15 protein-coding genes and 3 pseudogenes are annotated in these 15,746 nt (G+C 70.0%); 5 read left to right on the plus strand and 13 right to left on the minus strand.

Going from position 1 to position 15,746, the window contains the following annotated elements:
* Positions 1-121: 121 nt before the first annotated feature.
* From ACFW2Y_RS07070 to ACFW2Y_RS07080, 3 genes and pseudogenes are all read left to right on the plus strand, one after another.
* Positions 122-1,365, plus strand: a pseudogene (locus ACFW2Y_RS07070) (IS110 family transposase).
* A 207-nt stretch (positions 1,366-1,572) separates the two neighbouring features.
* Entirely contained in the window at positions 1,573-1,899 is a 327-nt protein-coding gene (locus tag ACFW2Y_RS07075) for a hypothetical protein (RefSeq protein WP_384874700.1), read from the plus strand.
* An 8-nt stretch (positions 1,900-1,907) separates the two neighbouring features.
* Positions 1,908-2,261 (plus strand): hypothetical protein, encoded by a 354-nt coding sequence (locus ACFW2Y_RS07080; RefSeq protein ID WP_384874703.1) that lies wholly within the window; start codon positions 1,908-1,910, stop codon positions 2,259-2,261.
* A 122-nt stretch (positions 2,262-2,383) separates the two neighbouring features.
* On the opposite strand, the gene ACFW2Y_RS07085 is transcribed toward ACFW2Y_RS07080, so the two are convergent.
* The 12 genes and pseudogenes from ACFW2Y_RS07085 to ACFW2Y_RS07140 all read right to left on the minus strand — a co-directional run bounded on the left by ACFW2Y_RS07085 (position 2,384) and on the right by ACFW2Y_RS07140 (position 11,831).
* Complete coding sequence (locus ACFW2Y_RS07085; RefSeq protein ID WP_384874705.1) at positions 2,384-2,995, minus strand: OmpA family protein; 612 nt, start codon at positions 2,993-2,995, stop codon at positions 2,384-2,386.
* A 9-nt stretch (positions 2,996-3,004) separates the two neighbouring features.
* Positions 3,005-3,586, minus strand: a complete 582-nt coding sequence (locus ACFW2Y_RS07090) for a hypothetical protein (RefSeq protein WP_384874708.1) — start codon at positions 3,584-3,586, stop codon at positions 3,005-3,007.
* Between the two features lie 31 nt (positions 3,587-3,617).
* Positions 3,618-4,196: pseudogene (locus ACFW2Y_RS07095) on the minus strand (pilus assembly protein TadG-related protein); the annotation flags it as partial.
* Positions 4,197-4,231: 35 nt separating this feature from the next.
* Entirely contained in the window at positions 4,232-4,447 is a 216-nt protein-coding gene (locus ACFW2Y_RS07100) for a Flp family type IVb pilin (RefSeq protein WP_384874710.1), read from the minus strand.
* Between the two features lie 228 nt (positions 4,448-4,675).
* Positions 4,676-5,563, minus strand: a complete 888-nt coding sequence (locus ACFW2Y_RS07105) for a DUF5936 domain-containing protein (RefSeq protein ID WP_384874713.1) — start codon at positions 5,561-5,563, stop codon at positions 4,676-4,678.
* An 11-nt stretch (positions 5,564-5,574) separates the two neighbouring features.
* A complete protein-coding gene (locus ACFW2Y_RS07110) occupies positions 5,575-6,519 on the minus strand; it encodes a type II secretion system F family protein (RefSeq protein WP_384874715.1) in 945 nt (314 codons plus the stop codon).
* The gene (locus ACFW2Y_RS07115) at positions 6,519-7,865 is read right to left on the minus strand and encodes a CpaF family protein (RefSeq protein ID WP_384874718.1); all 1,347 of its coding nucleotides are present in this window, start codon (positions 7,863-7,865) and stop codon (positions 6,519-6,521) included. Before ACFW2Y_RS07115 ends, ACFW2Y_RS07110 begins: the two co-directional genes overlap by 1 nt.
* Positions 7,862-8,242: a TadE/TadG family type IV pilus assembly protein gene (locus ACFW2Y_RS07120; protein ID WP_384874720.1), complete on the minus strand. Its 381-nt coding sequence runs from the start codon at positions 8,240-8,242 to the stop codon at positions 7,862-7,864. The genes ACFW2Y_RS07115 and ACFW2Y_RS07120 overlap by 4 nt, the downstream gene beginning before the upstream one ends.
* Positions 8,239-8,604: a TadE/TadG family type IV pilus assembly protein gene (locus ACFW2Y_RS07125; RefSeq protein WP_384874723.1), complete on the minus strand. Its 366-nt coding sequence runs from the start codon at positions 8,602-8,604 to the stop codon at positions 8,239-8,241. Before ACFW2Y_RS07125 ends, ACFW2Y_RS07120 begins: the two co-directional genes overlap by 4 nt.
* 3 nt (positions 8,605-8,607) lie before the next feature.
* Positions 8,608-9,864: a CpaE family protein gene (locus ACFW2Y_RS07130; protein ID WP_384874726.1), complete on the minus strand. Its 1,257-nt coding sequence runs from the start codon at positions 9,862-9,864 to the stop codon at positions 8,608-8,610.
* A gap of 7 nt (positions 9,865-9,871) precedes the next feature.
* Positions 9,872-10,582 (minus strand): Flp pilus assembly protein CpaB, encoded by a 711-nt coding sequence (cpaB, locus tag ACFW2Y_RS07135; RefSeq protein WP_384874729.1) that lies wholly within the window; start codon positions 10,580-10,582, stop codon positions 9,872-9,874.
* Between the two features lie 280 nt (positions 10,583-10,862).
* Positions 10,863-11,831 (minus strand): hypothetical protein, encoded by a 969-nt coding sequence (locus ACFW2Y_RS07140; RefSeq protein WP_384874732.1) that lies wholly within the window; start codon positions 11,829-11,831, stop codon positions 10,863-10,865.
* A gap of 337 nt (positions 11,832-12,168) precedes the next feature.
* Between ACFW2Y_RS07140 and ACFW2Y_RS07145 the strand changes: the two genes are divergently transcribed.
* On the plus strand, positions 12,169-13,890 hold the full coding sequence (locus tag ACFW2Y_RS07145; protein WP_384874735.1) for a chitinase: 1,722 nt from the start codon (positions 12,169-12,171) through the stop codon (positions 13,888-13,890).
* Between the two features lie 118 nt (positions 13,891-14,008).
* Here the strand turns inward: ACFW2Y_RS07145 and ACFW2Y_RS07150 are convergent.
* Positions 14,009-14,236, minus strand: a pseudogene (locus ACFW2Y_RS07150) (serine/threonine protein kinase); the annotation flags it as partial.
* Positions 14,237-14,359: 123 nt separating this feature from the next.
* Here ACFW2Y_RS07150 and ACFW2Y_RS07155 point away from each other — a divergent pair.
* The gene (locus ACFW2Y_RS07155) at positions 14,360-15,715 is read left to right on the plus strand and encodes a M14 family metallopeptidase (RefSeq protein ID WP_384874737.1); all 1,356 of its coding nucleotides are present in this window, start codon (positions 14,360-14,362) and stop codon (positions 15,713-15,715) included.
* Positions 15,716-15,746: the final 31 nt, after the last annotated feature.

Below are 15,746 nucleotides of genomic sequence, written 5' to 3' on the forward strand. Positions count from 1 at the left end.
AAAGATCGAGCCCCTGGAGTGCGCTGGTGTCGCGAACGGCTACTGAGATGGCGGACCGACGAGTCCTTGGATTAGGGCGCCGCGTGACCCGCATGTGCTCGTGACCTGCGTAAACGGACGGATCTGGGAGGATCGCTTGACTGTGTTCTGCGGCATCGACTGGGCGGAGCGCCACCACGACGTCGCCCTCGTTGACGAAGCCGGCACTTTGCTCGCCAAAGCCCGTATCACCGACGACGCGGCCGGTTATCACCAGCTCTTGGCGCTCCTGGCCGAGCACGGTGACAGCCCAGAGGATCCGATACCGGTGGCCATCGAGACCAGCCACGGCCTCCTGATCGCGAGCCTGCGCACGGGCAGTCGCCGGGTCTTCGCGATCAACCCGCTCGCCGCCGCTCGTTACCGCGACCGCCACGGCGTCAGCCGAAAGAAGTCCGACCCGGGCGACGCCCTGGTCCTGGCGAACATCCTGCGCACCGACATGCATGCCCACCGGCCTCTGCCGGCCGACTCCGAGCTCGCCCAGGCCATCACGGTCCTGGCCCGAGCCCAGCAGGACGCGGTCTGGACTCGGCAGCAGGTCGCCAACCAGGTGCGCTCGCTCCTGCGCGAGTACTACCCTGCTGCTCTGCTGGCTTTCCAGGGCAAGCAAGGGGGTCTGACCAGGGCTGACGCCCGTGTCATTCTCACTTTGGCCCCGACTCCGTCCAAGGCCGCGAAGCTCGCCCTCGCCCAGCTGCGGTCCGCTCTCAAACGCAGTGGCCGCCTCCGCGGCTGTGATGCGGAGGCCGAGCGGCTGCGGGCTGTCTTCCGTGCCGAGTACGCCCATCAGCTGCCCGGCGTTGAGGATGCCTTCGGCCACCAGCTCCTGGCCCTGCTCAAGCAACTGGACGCTGCCTGCCAGGCCGCAGACGATCTCGCGGAGGCGGCCACAGCCGCCTTTCACCAGCACGACGACAGCGAGATTCTGCTCAGCTTCCCAGGCCTGGGGCCCATACTCGGTGCCCGCGTGCTCGCCGAGCTGGGCGATGACCGGGCACGGTTCGCCGACGCCGGGCGCTGAAGTCGTACGCAGGATCCGCCCCCATCACCCGCGCCTCTGGCAAGAAGCGGTTCGTCGGCCGCCGGTTCGTCAAGAACAACCGCCTCATCAACGCCGGCTTCCTCTGGGCCTTCGCCTCCCTCACCGCCTCACCCGGAGCCAACGCGCACTACCGACGCCGACGCGACCACGGAGACTGGCATGCCGCCGCACAACGGCACCTGCTGAACCGCTTCCTCGGCCAGCTCCACCACTGCCTCAAGACCCGGCAGTTCTTCGACGAACAACACGCCTTCGCATCGCTCCGCCAGACGCCTGTCTGACTGTAGTCCGGGCCTCCCACATTGCCGGATTCCGGAAGGCAGCCGCTCCAGCCGTCTGCCGTGCCCTGCCGCTGAGGCGCCGGGCACGGACTGCCATGATGCTGACCAGGGGCGGCCTTGGCGTGGAAAGCCGTGTGACGTGAGAAGAGTGTGGCGCGAATGCTCGGGATCCAGACCGATGCGTTGGACACGGCTGGGGGAGTGTTCATGACGGTCGTGGCCCTGGGCTGCACATGGGTGGGCGGGCGGGCCGTACTCCGGCCGCACCGGCCGCCGCAGCCGATCGTGGGTCCCGTATGGGTGGCCCGTACCTGGGGTGTCGCCTATGTGCTGCTCGGCATCGGTATGGCTGGCAAGATGACGGCCATGCTGGCCGGCAAGGCGCCGGCCTGGCCGATGGCCGTGCTCTATTGGGCTGCTGGACCGCTCCTGATTCTCTCGGTGACCGCGGCAGGCGTGTCCCAGTGGCGAGCGCGCCGTCGGGCCGGTGGTGCCGTCAGCGGACGGCACGGACGGCACGGACGGCACAAGTGAAGCGGCCCGTGTCATGGAGCGAGGCGGCCCTCGTGAGCGCTGCCTGCTGGACGGTCAGCGGACTGGGATACGGAGTGCTCGCCGCCCTCGACGAGCCGCAGCTGTCGCCTGCACCCCTGATCGGCGTGGGCCTGGCCCAGTGGTTCTTTGCGTATCACCGCTGCTGGCGGGGCGCTGTCGCAGCATGCCTCGCGGGGTTTGTCGTGCTGTTCGGGCTCGTGGACATTCTGCGACCGGGCCTGGGCCGGTACGTGGCGGATGCCCTGGCCACTGGGGTCGCATCGACGTTCGCCCTGACCGTCTTCACCCTGGTTGATCGCGCAAGTAGACGCCGCCATGGCGCAGCAAGCCGACCCGGGTAACTCGGCTACGTCCACCAGCTTGACTTCTTAGCCCCCTGAGATGTCTTGCCCCCGCCACACACGGGGCTTCCCATCAGGACCGGGACGCACCGTAGCGGAACCGCGCCACGCGCCCCGGCCCGTCACCCACCGGAGGTGCGGGGGAAGGAGATCTCGACGCGCCGGTTCTTCTTCCGGCCCTCCTCGGTCCGGTTGTCGGCGATCGGATAGTCCTCGCTGTACCCCCGGATGTCGAAGGTGGTACCCGGATCAAGGGCCCTCGCGAGCACCTGCTGCACGGCGACGGCCCGCTCCTTCGAGAGCTTGAGCCCGTGCTCGTACGTACCGAGGTTGTCGGTGAAGCCGAAGACACGGACCCGCCCGGACCCCATCTTGTTGATCTCGGCGGCAATCGCACCGAGCCGGGAAGCGGCGGCGGACGAGAGCTTGGCGCTGTCCTTCGGGAACAGGACCTCGGCCTGGAGCGCGAACGTCACGTCCACATTGGTGTCCGCCCTGCGCTGCTGCCCACCCTCCTCTTCGACGATCTGCTTGATGTCGAGCACCTTGGCGGGCGCGAGCGTCGCCCCGTCGGGCAGCATCAATCCCGGCGCGTTGACGTCGATGACCGGCACGGGCGAGGCGCTACCGGCGGAACCGGGCGGATCCTCGGCATGAGCGGTGGGGACGGTGAGGGACCCCAGGGCCACGGAAGCGAGGGTGAGAGCGGCGAGGCGGCGATATGTCGTCGTCATGGCGTCGCCTCAGGAGAGCTTGAGCGTGGCGGGTTCGAAGGTGGGCAGCTGGAAGGAGACCTCGGTGGTGGAGGCGGGGGGTGCGGGGAATTGCATGAAGACGGCTATGGACTTACCTGCGGGCAGGATGTCGATACCCGTTGTCGTCAATGGACGGCCATCAGTGTCACGAAGTACGTAGTAGCGTTTCTTTTCAGCGGAATCAACCAGAGTGGCGCCACCCAGAGAATTCCCGTGCTCCATAACTTCGGTCTCATCACCTCGGATCTGACCAGGGAGCGCAAGAGGGCGCGAGGAAGTATTCTTCAACGCCCCTTTGAGAGTTAGAAAGCCACCCACATCTCGCTGGGCCGAGGTGATGGCCAGCTCCACTCCATCACTCCCCTTAACGGCCGCAAGTATCTCTACAGGATCTTCAGCTTCTTTCGAACCTCGACTTGCCGCCTCAGCCTTAGAGGGAGAATTAACAGTTGACGCACTTTTCCCCTCATTCCCACTTTCTACACTGCAGCCGGCCAAGGAAAAAGAAACCAAAACAATAGCACCGAGAACCACTACCTTAGAGTGCTTCGCTACACGCCACACACTCATACCTCAAACTCCCTTTACGCGTCACCGAAAGTCACCCAACCAAGCGAACCCTAAACAAATTGGCGGCACTCGGGAGCGTAGGCCTATCTACGTCGACCTCCCAAGGCTCCCCATCACACACAAGCCCTAGAATAGGATCACTTTGACCTTCTTCAGGCTCACCAGTTACTGACGGCTCGGGTGCAGGACTCGGTACAGAATCTTGCCTGTGAAACACACACCGTGGCTCGATCAAAACCTTCGCAGAGGCCACTGCCCGTTGTGGCTTTAGCGTGCTCACGGTCACTTCAAAACCTCGCCCCTCCCCAATAATCGGAACACAACCCTCACCGGAAAAAGTCGCCGAATTCTCGGCAGCAAACCTTGAAGCCCACTCACAAGCCGAAGAGTTAAAATAATTTTCCCCTTCAGGGAATCCATCCCACTTATCCGGCTCAAGAATCACATCAAGCCAGCCATCCCTCAGCTGCTCCCGGGCATCTTGGGCCGCCGCAAGGGCGGCCGCATCAGCTGCGGTCTGAGCGCCATTCCGCGCAAACGCAGCCTGACCTACCATAAAGTAGGCAAAAGCCAGAAACAAAAGACCCGCCACGGCGGCAATGTAAACAGGGAATGCCTGCCCAGAATCCCCTTGGAGTCGCTGCCCTACTTTGCTGTCAGGTCGGCGATCTTCTGAGTGATGGCATTCTTGATCGAGTTGCCAATGTCCGTCCCCGTGATCGCCACCACGATCGCCACCACGACCACGATGATCCCCAGGTACTCCACCGCCGTCTGGCCGCGGTCTCTCGTGTGTCGGTCCGTCCACGTGGACAGTTCGGTACGGGCCTTGGTCAGGGCCTTCAGCATCGCGTCGTTCATCGTGGTCCCCTCCGCGTTCGGACGCCTGCGTTCGGGCACCGTGGGCCGACGGGCGGGTCGGCTGGTGGGGCCCGTGGGGCCTGGTGTGCGCCCCGGTCTTCGGGTGGGCCTGATGGCGGCCCGACGTGACGGTCCGGTCTTCCATGCCCCACCCCCTCACACTCAGTCCGCACTCTGGCACATCGGGTTGCGTCAGCGAAGTCGTTTGCCGTGAATTTGTCAGCCTGGTCATTCGCCCGTCACCGAACCGAAGTCGGTTCCCGTGCCCAGGAAGAGGCCCGCACCCAGCAGGATCATGGTCGCCGGGACCATCAGCGTGGTGATCACCATCGTGGCCTTGGGCACCGCGCGGGCGGCCTTGCGGCGGGCGTTCTGCGCGTCGGTGCGGCGCATGTCGTTGGCGAGTTGGATGAGGGTGTCGACGATGGGTGCGCCCAGTTCCTCGCCCTGTTGGAGGGCGGTCACGAACTGGGCGACCTGCTCCGAGTCGTTGCGGCGGCGCAGTTCGTCGAAGGCCTGGCGGCGGCTGACGCCCATGTCCATCTGGCGCAGGGTGATGCGGAGTTCGTCGGACCAGGGTCCCGCGTACTTGTCCGCGACCCGTTCGAGGGCCTGTCGGAAACCGAGGCCGGCGCTGACCACGACGGCCAGGACGTCCAGGAAGTCCGGGAGGGTGCGTTCGATCTGGTCCTTGCGGATGCGGACGGCCGACCAGATGCCGACCTCCGTCCAGAAGGCGCCGAAGGCCAGGAGGAGCAGGGCGGTGAGATAGGAGCCCTTGCTCAGCATCAGCAGGGCGCCGAGGCCGCCGAGGAAGCCGTAGACGGCCCGTCGCGCCCCGTACCGGTCGATGGTGAGGCCGCCGGGGTTTCCGGCGAGGTCGATGCGGCGGCGGACGGCGTTGACCCGCTTGGGGCCCATGAGTCGGAGGACGGCCGGCGACCAGCGCATGCCGAGCCGGTCGACGGCGGAGTCGACGGCCCCGGTGCGGGTGGCGCCCACTTCCAGGGCGAGTTGGAGGTCGTCGGGGAGCTTGGCGTCGGCGCGGTAGAGGCGCAGGCCGTAGGCGATGCCGGCGACGGCGAGCCCGGCGAGGAGGGCGAGGAGGAGTTCCACGGCGGCGGTCCCTACACGTCGATCTTCGAGAAGCGGCGGATGGCGGCGAAGCCGACGGCGTACAGGGCGAACGCGGCGATGACGGCGAACTGGCCGATGGTCGAGCCGGTCATGCGGTCCAGGGCGCCGGGCTGCATGTTGTCGATGAGGAGGAGGGAGCCGATTCCGATGACGGGTACGGAGTAGGCGGTCATGCTCACCTGGGAGAGCTGGGTGCGGACCTCGCGCCGGGTCTCCTTGCGTTCTTCCAGCGTCTCGGTGAGGTTCCGCAGGGAGGAGACGACGGTGCCGCCGGCGCGGTTGGCGAGGACGAGGGTGGTGACGAGGACGACGAGCTCGCGGGAGGGGAGGCGTTCGGCGAGTTCTCCGAGGGCGTCGTCGAGGGAGGTGCCGACGGCCAGCTGTTGGGCGACCTTCTCCAGTTCGTCTCCCGCGGGGGCTTCCATCTCGTCGGCGGCGAGGCTGAGGGCCATCCGGAGGGCGAGTCCGGCCTGGGTGGCGTTGGCCAGGATGCGGGAGAGTTCGGGGAGTTGGTTGATGAACTTCTCGATGCGCTTCTGCCGCTGCCAGTTGAGGTAGCCGAGGGCGACCCATACGCCGAGGAGTCCGCAGATCGGGCCGAAGAACGGGGAGAGGGCGGCCTGTCCGATGACCCACAGGGCGATCACGGTCGCGGTCAGGGCGACCGTGAACTCGCCGGGTGTGACGTCGAGTCCGGTCGCCGCGATGCGCAGTTCCAGCTTGCGGCCGAGCGCGGTGCCGCGGATCCTCCGGTCAAGGCCGCGGAAGCGGCGCCGACGGCGTCCGGTGGCGTTCTCCGGGGCGCCGGTCTCGTCGAAGCGGGCGACGAGGGCGGCGTGGCGGCGGGCTCCGCTCGCGTACAGCTGGACGCCGATGACGCCCAGGACGCAGCCGAGCAGGGTGACGCCCGCGGTCAGCCAGAAGGGGTCGGTCATCACTCCGCCTCTCGGGTGGCCAGGTGGGCGTCGGTCGGGGCCACGCCGAAGGCCTGGGGGACGGGCTGGCCGGCGAGGTAGAGGCGTTCGGCGACGCGGCGGGGCAGCGGGTGGTGCGCGAACTGTCCGTACACCCGTCCGTCAGCGGCGACCGGTTGGGCGTGGAAGCGGCAGACCGTGGCGAGCAGGAAGCGTTCGCGGCCGTGGGAGGCGAGGATGGAGATCTCGGTGATCCGGCGGGTGCCGTCCGGGTGCCGGGTGAGCTGGACGAGGACGTCCACCGCGCTGTTGATCTGGTCGCGGAGCGCCTCGAAGGGCACCTTGACCTCGGACATCGAGGCGAGGGTCTGGAGCCGCATCAGGGCGTCCTCGGCCGAGTTGGCGTGGACGGTGGCGAGGGAGCCGTCGTGGCCGGTCGACATGGCCTGGAGCATGTCGAGGGTCTCTCCGCCGCGGACCTCTCCGACGATGATGCGGTCGGGGCGCATGCGCAGGGAGTTGCGCACGAGGTCGCGGATGGAGACGGCGCCGCGGCCCTCGATGTTCGGCGGGCGGGCCTCCAGGCGGATGACGTGGGACTGCTGGAGTTGGAGTTCGGCGGAGTCCTCGATGGTGATGATCCGCTCGCCGTCCGGGACGAGTCCGGAGAGCGCGTTGAGGAGGGTGGTCTTTCCGGTGCCGGTGGCTCCGGAGACGATCAGGTTGAACTTGGCCTGGACGAGGCCCGACAGCAGGAGCAGCATCTGCTCGTCGAGGGAGCCGAGGCCGATCATCTCGTGGAGCGTGTAGGCCCGGGGGAAGCGGCGGATGGTGAGGGTCGCTCCGGTGAGCGAGAGCGGCGGGATGATCACGTTGACGCGTTCGCCGGAGGGGAGCCGGGCGTCGACCATCGGGTTGGATTCGTCGACCCTCCGGTTGACGGTGGAGACGATCCGCTCGATGGTCTGCATCAGTTGTTCGTGGGAGGCGAAGCGGAGCGGGAGGAGTTCGACGCGCCCGCCGCGCTCGATGAAGATCTGGTCGGGCCCGTTGACCATGATCTCGGTGATGGAGGCGTCTTCGAGGAGCGGTTCGAGGACGCCGAGTCCGAGTGCTTCGTCGACGACGCGGCGGATCAGCTGGGCGCGTTCGGCGGTGGAGAGCACCGGGCCCTCGCGGCTGATGATGTGGCCGAGGACGCGCTCCAGGCGGGCCCGTCGCTCGGCGGCGGCGAGCGCGGACATCTCGGTGAGGTCGATCTCCTCCAGGAGCTTGGCGCGGAAGGCGGCGACGAGGTGGCCGTCCTCCCGGGCGGTCGTGCCGCCCGCGGTGTCCTCGGGGGCGTTGATGCGGGCGCGCAGGCTCACGGCTGGTCCTCCTCGTCGGGCGTCGGCATGACGGCGGTCTTCTGGACGGGGTCGAGGTTCACGAAGGGCAGGACCCGTGGGATGTCGACCTCGACGACGGCGGTTCCGCCGTTGACGCTGATGGTGGCGCGGGAGGCGATCCAGCTGCTCACGGAGGCGTATCCGGCGGCTTCGGGGTCGGGGGCGTTCTCGTCGTCGGTGGTGGCCGCGGCGCGGGCGGCGGCGCGGGCCGCGGTGCCGGCTTGTTGGGCGGCGTAGGCGGCGAGGCCGAGTTGGAGGCCGGCCAGGCCGACGATGAGCAGGACGGGGAGGAAGCCGAGGTACTCGATGGCGGCCTGGCCCCGGTCGCGGCTCCGCCGGTGCGGGTGGCGGCTCATGGCGTGAGGTTCCTCTCGTCGATGGCGCCCGCCCTGCCGACCACCGGGAAGAGGCCGCCGAAGCCCGGGACGAGGACGGGGACTTCGACCCTCACCACCGCGGTCACCATGCCGGCACCGTCCGCTCCGCACGTCGGGGTGGCCTTCCAGGCTCCGTCGAAGTGCCGCAGGGCGGCCTCGTGCCAGTCGTCGCCGACCGCGCAGGCCCGGGCCGCCTCGTCGGCCGCGTTCCCCGCGAGGGTGTACGTGTACCCGACCAGGACGACCTGCCAGAGCAGGGCGAGGGTGAGCAGGATGAGCGGGACCATGCCGAGGAACTCCACGGCCACCTGTCCGCTGTCGCCGTCCCGGTGGGTACGCATCGGTCAGCGTCCTCCGGTGCGGCGGCGCAGTCCGAGGGAGCCGCGGTCGCCGGCGCGGGCGAGCTGCTTCCCGGATGCTTCGGCCGCCGGGGCGCCGACCAGGCCGAGTTCGCCGGCGAGCGTCCACAGGGCTTGTTTGACGGTCGACTTGGCGTCGAGTTCGTGGATCCGGCCGGCGTCGACGACGGCCTGGAGCTCCTTGAAGTGGTCGGGCACGGCGACGGGCGCCATCCGGGTGCCGGTGATCTTCTGGACCAGGGGCGGCTGGATCTCGGTGGCGCGGTGGTGGCGGTTGACCAGGGTGGTGCTCTCCTCGGCCTTGCGGACCTGGAGGCGTTCCCACATGCGGACGGTCCGTTTGGCGGCTCGTACCGCGACCACGTCCGGGGTGGTGACGAGGAGGGCGGTGTCGGCCATTTCGATGGCGGCGGCGTTGGCGCTGTCGAGTCGGGAGCCGCAGTCGAGGACGACGACCTCGTGCCGGCCGCGCAGGGCGCTGACGATCTGGCGGGCGGCCCGGTCGGTGACCTCTTCGCCGCGTTCTCCTTCGGCCGGGGCGAGGAGCAGTGAGAGGCCGGTCTCGTGGACGTAGAGGGCGTCCTGGAGGACGCGGGGCGAGATGTCGGTGATGGTGGCGAGGTCGGCGACGGAGCGGCGGAACTGGACGTCGAGGTAGGAGGCGACGTCGCCGCTCTGGAGGTCCATGTCGACGAGGGCGACGCTCCGTCCGGAGGCGCGGGCGGCGAGGGCGAGGTGGACGGCGGTGACGGTGGTGCCGACGCCGCCCTTGGCACCGCTGACGGTGACGACGGTGCCGCCGGGGCCGGTGACGGGGTCGGCGGCGGCGCCGAGGTGGCGGCGGACGCCGAGGGACCACTGGGCGGCGGCCTGGACGCGGCTGGCGAGTTCCTCGTAGCCGAGGGGCAGGGTGACAAGGCCCCGGGCTCCGGAGTCCATGGCGGCGGAGAAGAGGACGGGGCTGGCGTCGGCGGTGATGAGGACGACGCCGACGGCGGGGAAGCGGAGGGCGACCTCGCGGACGAGGTCGAGTGCGGGGACGGGCCCGATCCGCTCGTGGACGAGGACGACCTCGGGGAGTTCGTCGAGGGAGACTGCGGCGAGGCGGGCGAGGGCGTCGACGAGCTGGGTGGAGTCGGTGACCGGCGGGGCGGGTTCGGCGTCGGGGAGCTGGCTGAGCAGCGTGGTGACGGACCGGGCCGCGTCGGGGTCGCCGACGGCGGGGAGGATCCTGGTGGTCATGCCGGCCTCACTTGTCCTTTTCGAGCGTGTAGGTGCGGTCGCTGCCGGGGTCGGCGGGGGAGCCGGCCGCGGACGGGGCGACGAGGGCGAGGCGCACGTGCTCGGCGAAGGACTCGGCGTACGCGACGCGCTGGGTGTCGAGGGTGGACAGGGCGAAGGTGATGGGGACGGTGGAGGTGGCCCGGTCGTTGCGGTCGTTGCGGTCCCGTACGGGGGTGAGCTGGCCGACGTCGAGGACGCGGGCGCCGGCGACAATCATCCGGGACTGGTCGGGGTCGCCCTTCTGCTCGCCGGCGAAGGTCGCGTAGATGTTGACGGTGGCGCCCGCGGTGATCTTGCCGGCGACTCCGGTGGCGGCATCGACCATGATGGCGATCTCCTGCTGGCCCGGCTGCAGTTGGGGGCGTTCGACGATCATGTCGCGCTGGAGGAGGGAGCCGGTCTTGAGCCGGGTGACGGCGATCTTGCCCTCGATCTGGCGGAGGTCGGTGACGGCGGTCGGGGAGAGCCAGCGCTCGGGCAGCGAGATCTTCTCGAACTGGTCCGCCCGCAGGGGTCGGTAGGGCTCCACGTCCTTGCGGATTCGGTACGCCGTGGTCTCGGGGCCGACCTTGGAGTTCACGTCGCTGATGACGGCGAGGACGCCGGCGAAGGCGCCGAGGGCGCACAGGACGGAGAGCAGCAGGAGGATCACGCCGCGGCGCTGGCGGGAGTTCATGGCCGTACTTCCTCGGTCGGGGACGTGGGTCGGGGTGGTGCCGGGCGGCCGGGGGCGGAGGGACGGGGTCCGCAGCCGGGTTCGGAGGGTCGGGGTCCGCGGCCGGGGTCGGGGGGTCGCGGTCGGTGTGCGGCGGTCGGCGGGGAGGTCCGCGGCCCGGCGGTGGTCGACCGGAGCCGGTGGGCGGGGCCGCTCGCGGCGGGCCTCCTCCCGGCCCCGCGCACGAACCCGTGCACGGCCCCGCTCAGCGCCCCACTCAGCGCCCCGCTCAGCGCCCCGTTCACGGCAGCGCGGCGCGGGCCGCGGGTCCGCCGGGGGCGGGGTGGGGCGCGCCGGGCCCCAGGGCGTGGGCCCCGGCCCGTGGGCCCGGCCGGAGGGCGTACGAGCCGGGGTCGGGCAGTGGGGCGGCCGGGGGCAGCGGGGCGGCGCAGAAGCCGCAGCGGTCGCCGATGAGCTCCATCCCGCACCAGTGGCAGGTCTCGCGCCGCACGGAGGAGACGAGCTGGTAGAGGACGGGCAGGTCGGGCAGGTACGCGGCGAACTCGACGAGCTTTCCGGTGCCCCACCAGCCGGGTGAGGACGCGGGCAGCGGGGCCTCGTGCACGGGGCCGGGAATGCGCCAGTGGGGGGCGAGGGTGGTGGTGGGCCAGTCGGTCTGGAGCTGGCCGCGGGCGAGGAGGAGTTCGGTGCCGAACTCGGGTCCGGCGAGGGATTCGCCGGCGGATGCGGCGTTCTTGCCGGAGCCGAGGCGCACCATCTGCGGGGTGGGGCCGGCGAGGACGGCGAAGTGGGCGCCGGGGAGCCAGCCCTTGAGGTGGGAGCCGAGGCTGACGGGCACCCGGTCGAGCCGGGACACGGAGCCGAGGACGGCGCCGGCGTAGATGTAGTGGGCGAGCAGTCGGGCGGCGGAGGCGAGGACGCCGGGGCTGAAGTCACAGCCGGCGAGCTGGCGCAGCTGGCGGACGAGGACGGCTGCGCCGAGTGGGGGCAGGTCCGTTCTGACCAGGGCGATCCGGTCGCTCTCCAGGAGGGCGCGGACGGTGTGCAGCCGGTGCTCGACGGCGGTCGGGGCGGCGGCGGGGCAGACGACGACCACGTGTCCGTACCGGGCGAGCAGCTGTTGCATGTCGGCGAGGGAGGCGTCGAGCGGCCGGGTGTCGGGGGGCGGGAGGACGACCGCCTGCGGGGTCCCGGGGTCGGTCGGCGGCAGCACCAGGTCGGCGCTGGTGACCGCGATCGCTGCCGGCATGTCGGACCCCCCGTCCCCTCCGGTCGCCGGTGTTCCGGGGACCGCGGATCACTTACCGCGTTCGCGGCGTCACCGCAGGGTGCCGCCGTCTCTGCACCTTATCCACGTCCCCCGGGGTGGTGAACACACAATCCGCCAAGCCGTCCCCCCGACTCCGGGTCGAAGTCGCCCGATCGGGCCCTCCGGGCCCGAACGCCCTTCGTCGTCAGAGGTATTGACAATGCGATTGGTCTGGACCAACTTGTTGCGAGAGCAGTGGCCGCCGCCGGTACCCCGCACCTCCCCTTCCGTACGACGACGTACGGCACCTCCACATCCCCAACTCCCCCACCGGAGGATGCTCGTGGACCGCACCACCATCCGTCCGCACGGACGCCGCTGGCTCGGCGGAGCCCTCGCGCTCGCCGTCGGCGCCGGCCTCGCCCTCGTCGGCGGAGCCGGCACCGCACAGGCCGCCGACGTCAACGTCGCCAAGAACGCCGGCTTCGAGAACGGCCTCGCCAACTGGTCCTGCTCCGCGGGCAGCGGCGCCGTCGTCTCCTCGCCGGTCCGTTCCGGGGCGGGCGCGCTCAGGGCCACCCCAGCCGGCCTCGACAACGCCAAGTGCGTGCAGACCGTCGCCGTCAAGCCGAACTCGACCTACACGCTGAGCGCCTGGGTCCAGGGCGGCTACGCCTACCTCGGCGCGAACAACACCGGGACCGGCAGCGGCTCCGTCTCCACCTGGACGCCCGACAGCCCCTCCTGGAAGCAGCTCACCACCAGCTTCACCACCGGGGCGAGCACCACCTCGGTCGAGATCTACACCCACGGCTGGTACGGCACCTCCCCGTACTCGGTCGACGACGCGAGCGTCTTCGGGCCCGACGGGGGCGGCGGCCAGGACCCCGACCCGGTCGTCCCGGCCACCCCGGCCGGTCTCGCCGCCGGCACGGTCACCACCGGCTCCATCGCCCTGAGCTGGGGCGCGGTCTCCAACGCCACCGCCTACAAGGTGTACCGGGACGGCGCCGCCCCGCAGACGGTGACCGGCACCTCGACCACCGTCACCGGGCTCACCGCCGACACCGCGTACCAGTTCCAGGTCTCGGCGGCCAACTCCGCGGGCGAGTCCGCGAAGTCCGCCGCCGTCACGGCCCGCACCGCCAAGCCGACCGACCCGGGCCCCGGCCCGGCCGTGCCCAAGCACGCGGTCACCGGCTACTGGCAGAACTTCGACAACGGCGCGACGGTCCAGAAGCTCCGTGACGTGCAGGCGCAGTACGACATCATCGCCGTCTCCTTCGCCGACTCGACCGCCACGCCCGGCCAGATCACCTTCAACCTCGACCCGGCCGTCGGCTACGCCTCGGTCGCCGACTTCAAAGCCGACGTCGCGACCAAGAAGGCGGCCGGCAAGTCCGTGATCCTCTCGGTGGGAGGCGAGAAGGGCAACGTCACCATCAACAGCGACGCCACCGCGACCGCCTTCGCCGACAGCGCGTACGCCCTGATGCAGGAGTACGGCTTCAACGGCGTCGACATCGACCTGGAGCACGGCGTCAACTCCACCTACCTCACCAAGGCGCTGCGCCAGCTCTCCGCCAAGGCGGGCTCCTCCCTGGTCCTCACGATGGCCCCGCAGACCATCGACATGCAGTCCACGGGCACGGAGTACTTCAAGACCGCGCTGGCCGTGAAGGACATCCTCACGGTCGTCAACACGCAGTACTACAACAGCGGCGCGATGCTCGGCTGCGACGGCAAGGTCTACAGCCAGGGCTCGGTGGACTTCCTCACCGCCCTCGCCTGCATCCAGCTCCAGGGCGGCCTGGACCCGTCCCAGGTCGGTCTGGGCGTCCCCGCCTCCACGCGCGGCGCGGGCAGCGGCTACGTCGACCCGCAGATCGTGAAGAACGCGCTCGACTGCCTGACCAAGGGCACCGGTTGCGGTTCCTTCAAGCCCGCACGGACCTGGCCGTCGCTGCGCGGCGCCATGACCTGGTCGACCAACTGGGACGCGACGGCCGGCAACGCCTGGTCGAACGCGGTGGGCCCGCACGTGCACGACCTGCCGTAGCGGACCCCGAAAGACGCAGCGCCGCCGCTCCCCCGGCGGCGCTGCGCCGTTCCCGCACCCCGGTTCCCCAGTCGGTCAGGTACCGCCGCAGCACCGCGTCGAGCTGCCGGACCCACTCGTCGACGACCTGCGCGGTGCGGAAGCCGCCGACCTGTCGGGCCGCGGCGACCTCGGCACGGAAGCGGGCGCGGAAGGAGGGGTCGGAGGCGAGTTCCGGCCGGGCCACCTTGACGGCGACGGCGCGCCCGCCGCGCGACCGGGCGAGATGGACGGTGCCCGTGCCGCCTTCGCCTAGCTTGTGCTCGATGACGTACTTACCGATCAGGGTCCCCACGCGGGACAGCATGGCCGAACCCCCCACCTTGACCGGTCCATGACATAGCTGGACCATGTGCCCGGACTGCTGCACGACGCACGGAAGATCCGCGCACACCCCGGTCGCACCCCCCACACTCCCTCAGGAGACAGCATGCGACGTCCCCTCCGCGGCAGAAGGTCCGCCGTCCTCGCGGCGCTCGTGGCGCTCGCCCTCGCGGCGCCGCTCTCCGCCCTCAGCACGCCCGCCGGGGCCGACCCGGCACCGCCCTCCGCACGCGCCGCCGCGGGCACCGAGGAGGTGATCCGGCAGTACGAGATCGCCGGCCCCTCCACCCCCGCCGCCCGGAGCGCGCTGACCGCCACCGGGGTGTCCGTCGACGAGGTCGACGCCCGCTCGGTCGTGGTCAGCGCCAACCCCGAACAACTCGCCCTCCTCAAGGCGCTCGGATACGAACCGACCGCCCTGCCCGGACCGCCGGACCGCACGGCCGGGGACGGCAAGACGGCGAAGCCGAGCGACTTTCCCCCCGCCGACGCCCGGTACCACACCTACGCGGAGATGACCGCGGAGATCGACCAGCGCGTCGCCGCGCACCCGTCGATCATGAGCAAGCAGGTCATCGGCAGGACGTACCAGGGCCGGGACGTCGTCGCCGTCAAGATCAGCGACAACGTGTCCGTGGACGAGGACGAACCCGAGGTCCTCTTCACCCACCACCAGCACGCCCGTGAACACCTCACCGTCGAGATGGCCCTCTACCTGCTGCGCGAACTCGGCGCCGGATACGGCACGGACCGCAGGATCACCGACGCCGTCGACAACCGCGAGATCTGGATCGTCCCCGACCTCAATCCGGACGGCGGCGAATACGACATCTCCCGTGGCTCGTACCGCAGTTGGCGCAAGAATCGGCAGCCCAATCCCGGCTCCTCCCACGTCGGCACGGACCTGAACCGGAACTGGGACTACAAGTGGGGCTGCTGCGGCGGCTCCTCCGGCTCGAAGAGCTCCGAGACCTACCGCGGAGCGGCCCCCGAATCCACCCCCGAGGTGAAGGTCGTCGCCGACTTCGTCCGCAGCCGGGTGGTCGGCGGCAAGCAACAGATCACGGCGGCCATCGACTTCCACACGTACAGCGAACTGGTCCTCTGGCCGTTCGGCTGGACCACGGCCGACACCACCACCGGCATGACCCGGGACGACCGCGACGCCTTCGCCGCCGTCGGCGGCAAGATGGCGGCGAGCAACGGCTACACGCCCGAACAGTCCAGCGACCTGTACGTCACGGACGGCTCGATCGACGACTACCTGTGGGGTGCGCAGCGGATCTTCGCGTACACCTTCGAGATGTACCCGACCTCCTCCTGGGCCGGCGGCTTCTACCCGCCCGACGAGGTCATCGAGCGCGAGACCAGCCGCAACCGCGATGCGGTGCTCCAGCTCCTGGAGAACGCGGACTGCATGTACCGCTCGATCGGCAAGCAGCAGCAGTACTGCACCGCCTGACGCCCCGTGGACGGCGGGACCGCGCCGACGG

The sequence above is a fragment of the Streptomyces sp. NPDC058877 genome, assembly GCF_042742855.1.
Classification (GTDB): Bacteria; Actinomycetota; Actinomycetes; order Streptomycetales; family Streptomycetaceae; genus Streptomyces.

Excerpts from the sequence above, each read along its gene's own strand:
- ACFW2Y_RS07075 (WP_384874700.1), top strand. The coding sequence starts at position 1,573 with ATGACGGTCGTGGCCCTGGGCTGCACATGGGTGGGCGGGCGGGCCGTA.
- ACFW2Y_RS07085 (WP_384874705.1), bottom strand. The coding sequence starts at position 2,995 with ATGACGACGACATATCGCCGCCTCGCCGCTCTCACCCTCGCTTCCGTG.
- ACFW2Y_RS07090 (WP_384874708.1), bottom strand. The coding sequence starts at position 3,586 with ATGAGTGTGTGGCGTGTAGCGAAGCACTCTAAGGTAGTGGTTCTCGGT.
- ACFW2Y_RS07100 (WP_384874710.1), bottom strand. The coding sequence starts at position 4,447 with ATGAACGACGCGATGCTGAAGGCCCTGACCAAGGCCCGTACCGAACTG.
- ACFW2Y_RS07110 (WP_384874715.1), bottom strand. The coding sequence starts at position 6,519 with ATGACCGACCCCTTCTGGCTGACCGCGGGCGTCACCCTGCTCGGCTGC.
- ACFW2Y_RS07120 (WP_384874720.1), bottom strand. The coding sequence starts at position 8,242 with ATGAGCCGCCACCCGCACCGGCGGAGCCGCGACCGGGGCCAGGCCGCC.
- ACFW2Y_RS07125 (WP_384874723.1), bottom strand. The coding sequence starts at position 8,604 with ATGCGTACCCACCGGGACGGCGACAGCGGACAGGTGGCCGTGGAGTTC.
- ACFW2Y_RS07130 (WP_384874726.1), bottom strand. The coding sequence starts at position 9,864 with ATGACCACCAGGATCCTCCCCGCCGTCGGCGACCCCGACGCGGCCCGG.
- cpaB (WP_384874729.1), bottom strand. The coding sequence starts at position 10,582 with ATGAACTCCCGCCAGCGCCGCGGCGTGATCCTCCTGCTGCTCTCCGTC.
- ACFW2Y_RS07140 (WP_384874732.1), bottom strand. The coding sequence starts at position 11,831 with ATGCCGGCAGCGATCGCGGTCACCAGCGCCGACCTGGTGCTGCCGCCG.
- ACFW2Y_RS07145 (WP_384874735.1), top strand. The coding sequence starts at position 12,169 with ATGCTCGTGGACCGCACCACCATCCGTCCGCACGGACGCCGCTGGCTC.
- ACFW2Y_RS07155 (WP_384874737.1), top strand. The coding sequence starts at position 14,360 with ATGCGACGTCCCCTCCGCGGCAGAAGGTCCGCCGTCCTCGCGGCGCTC.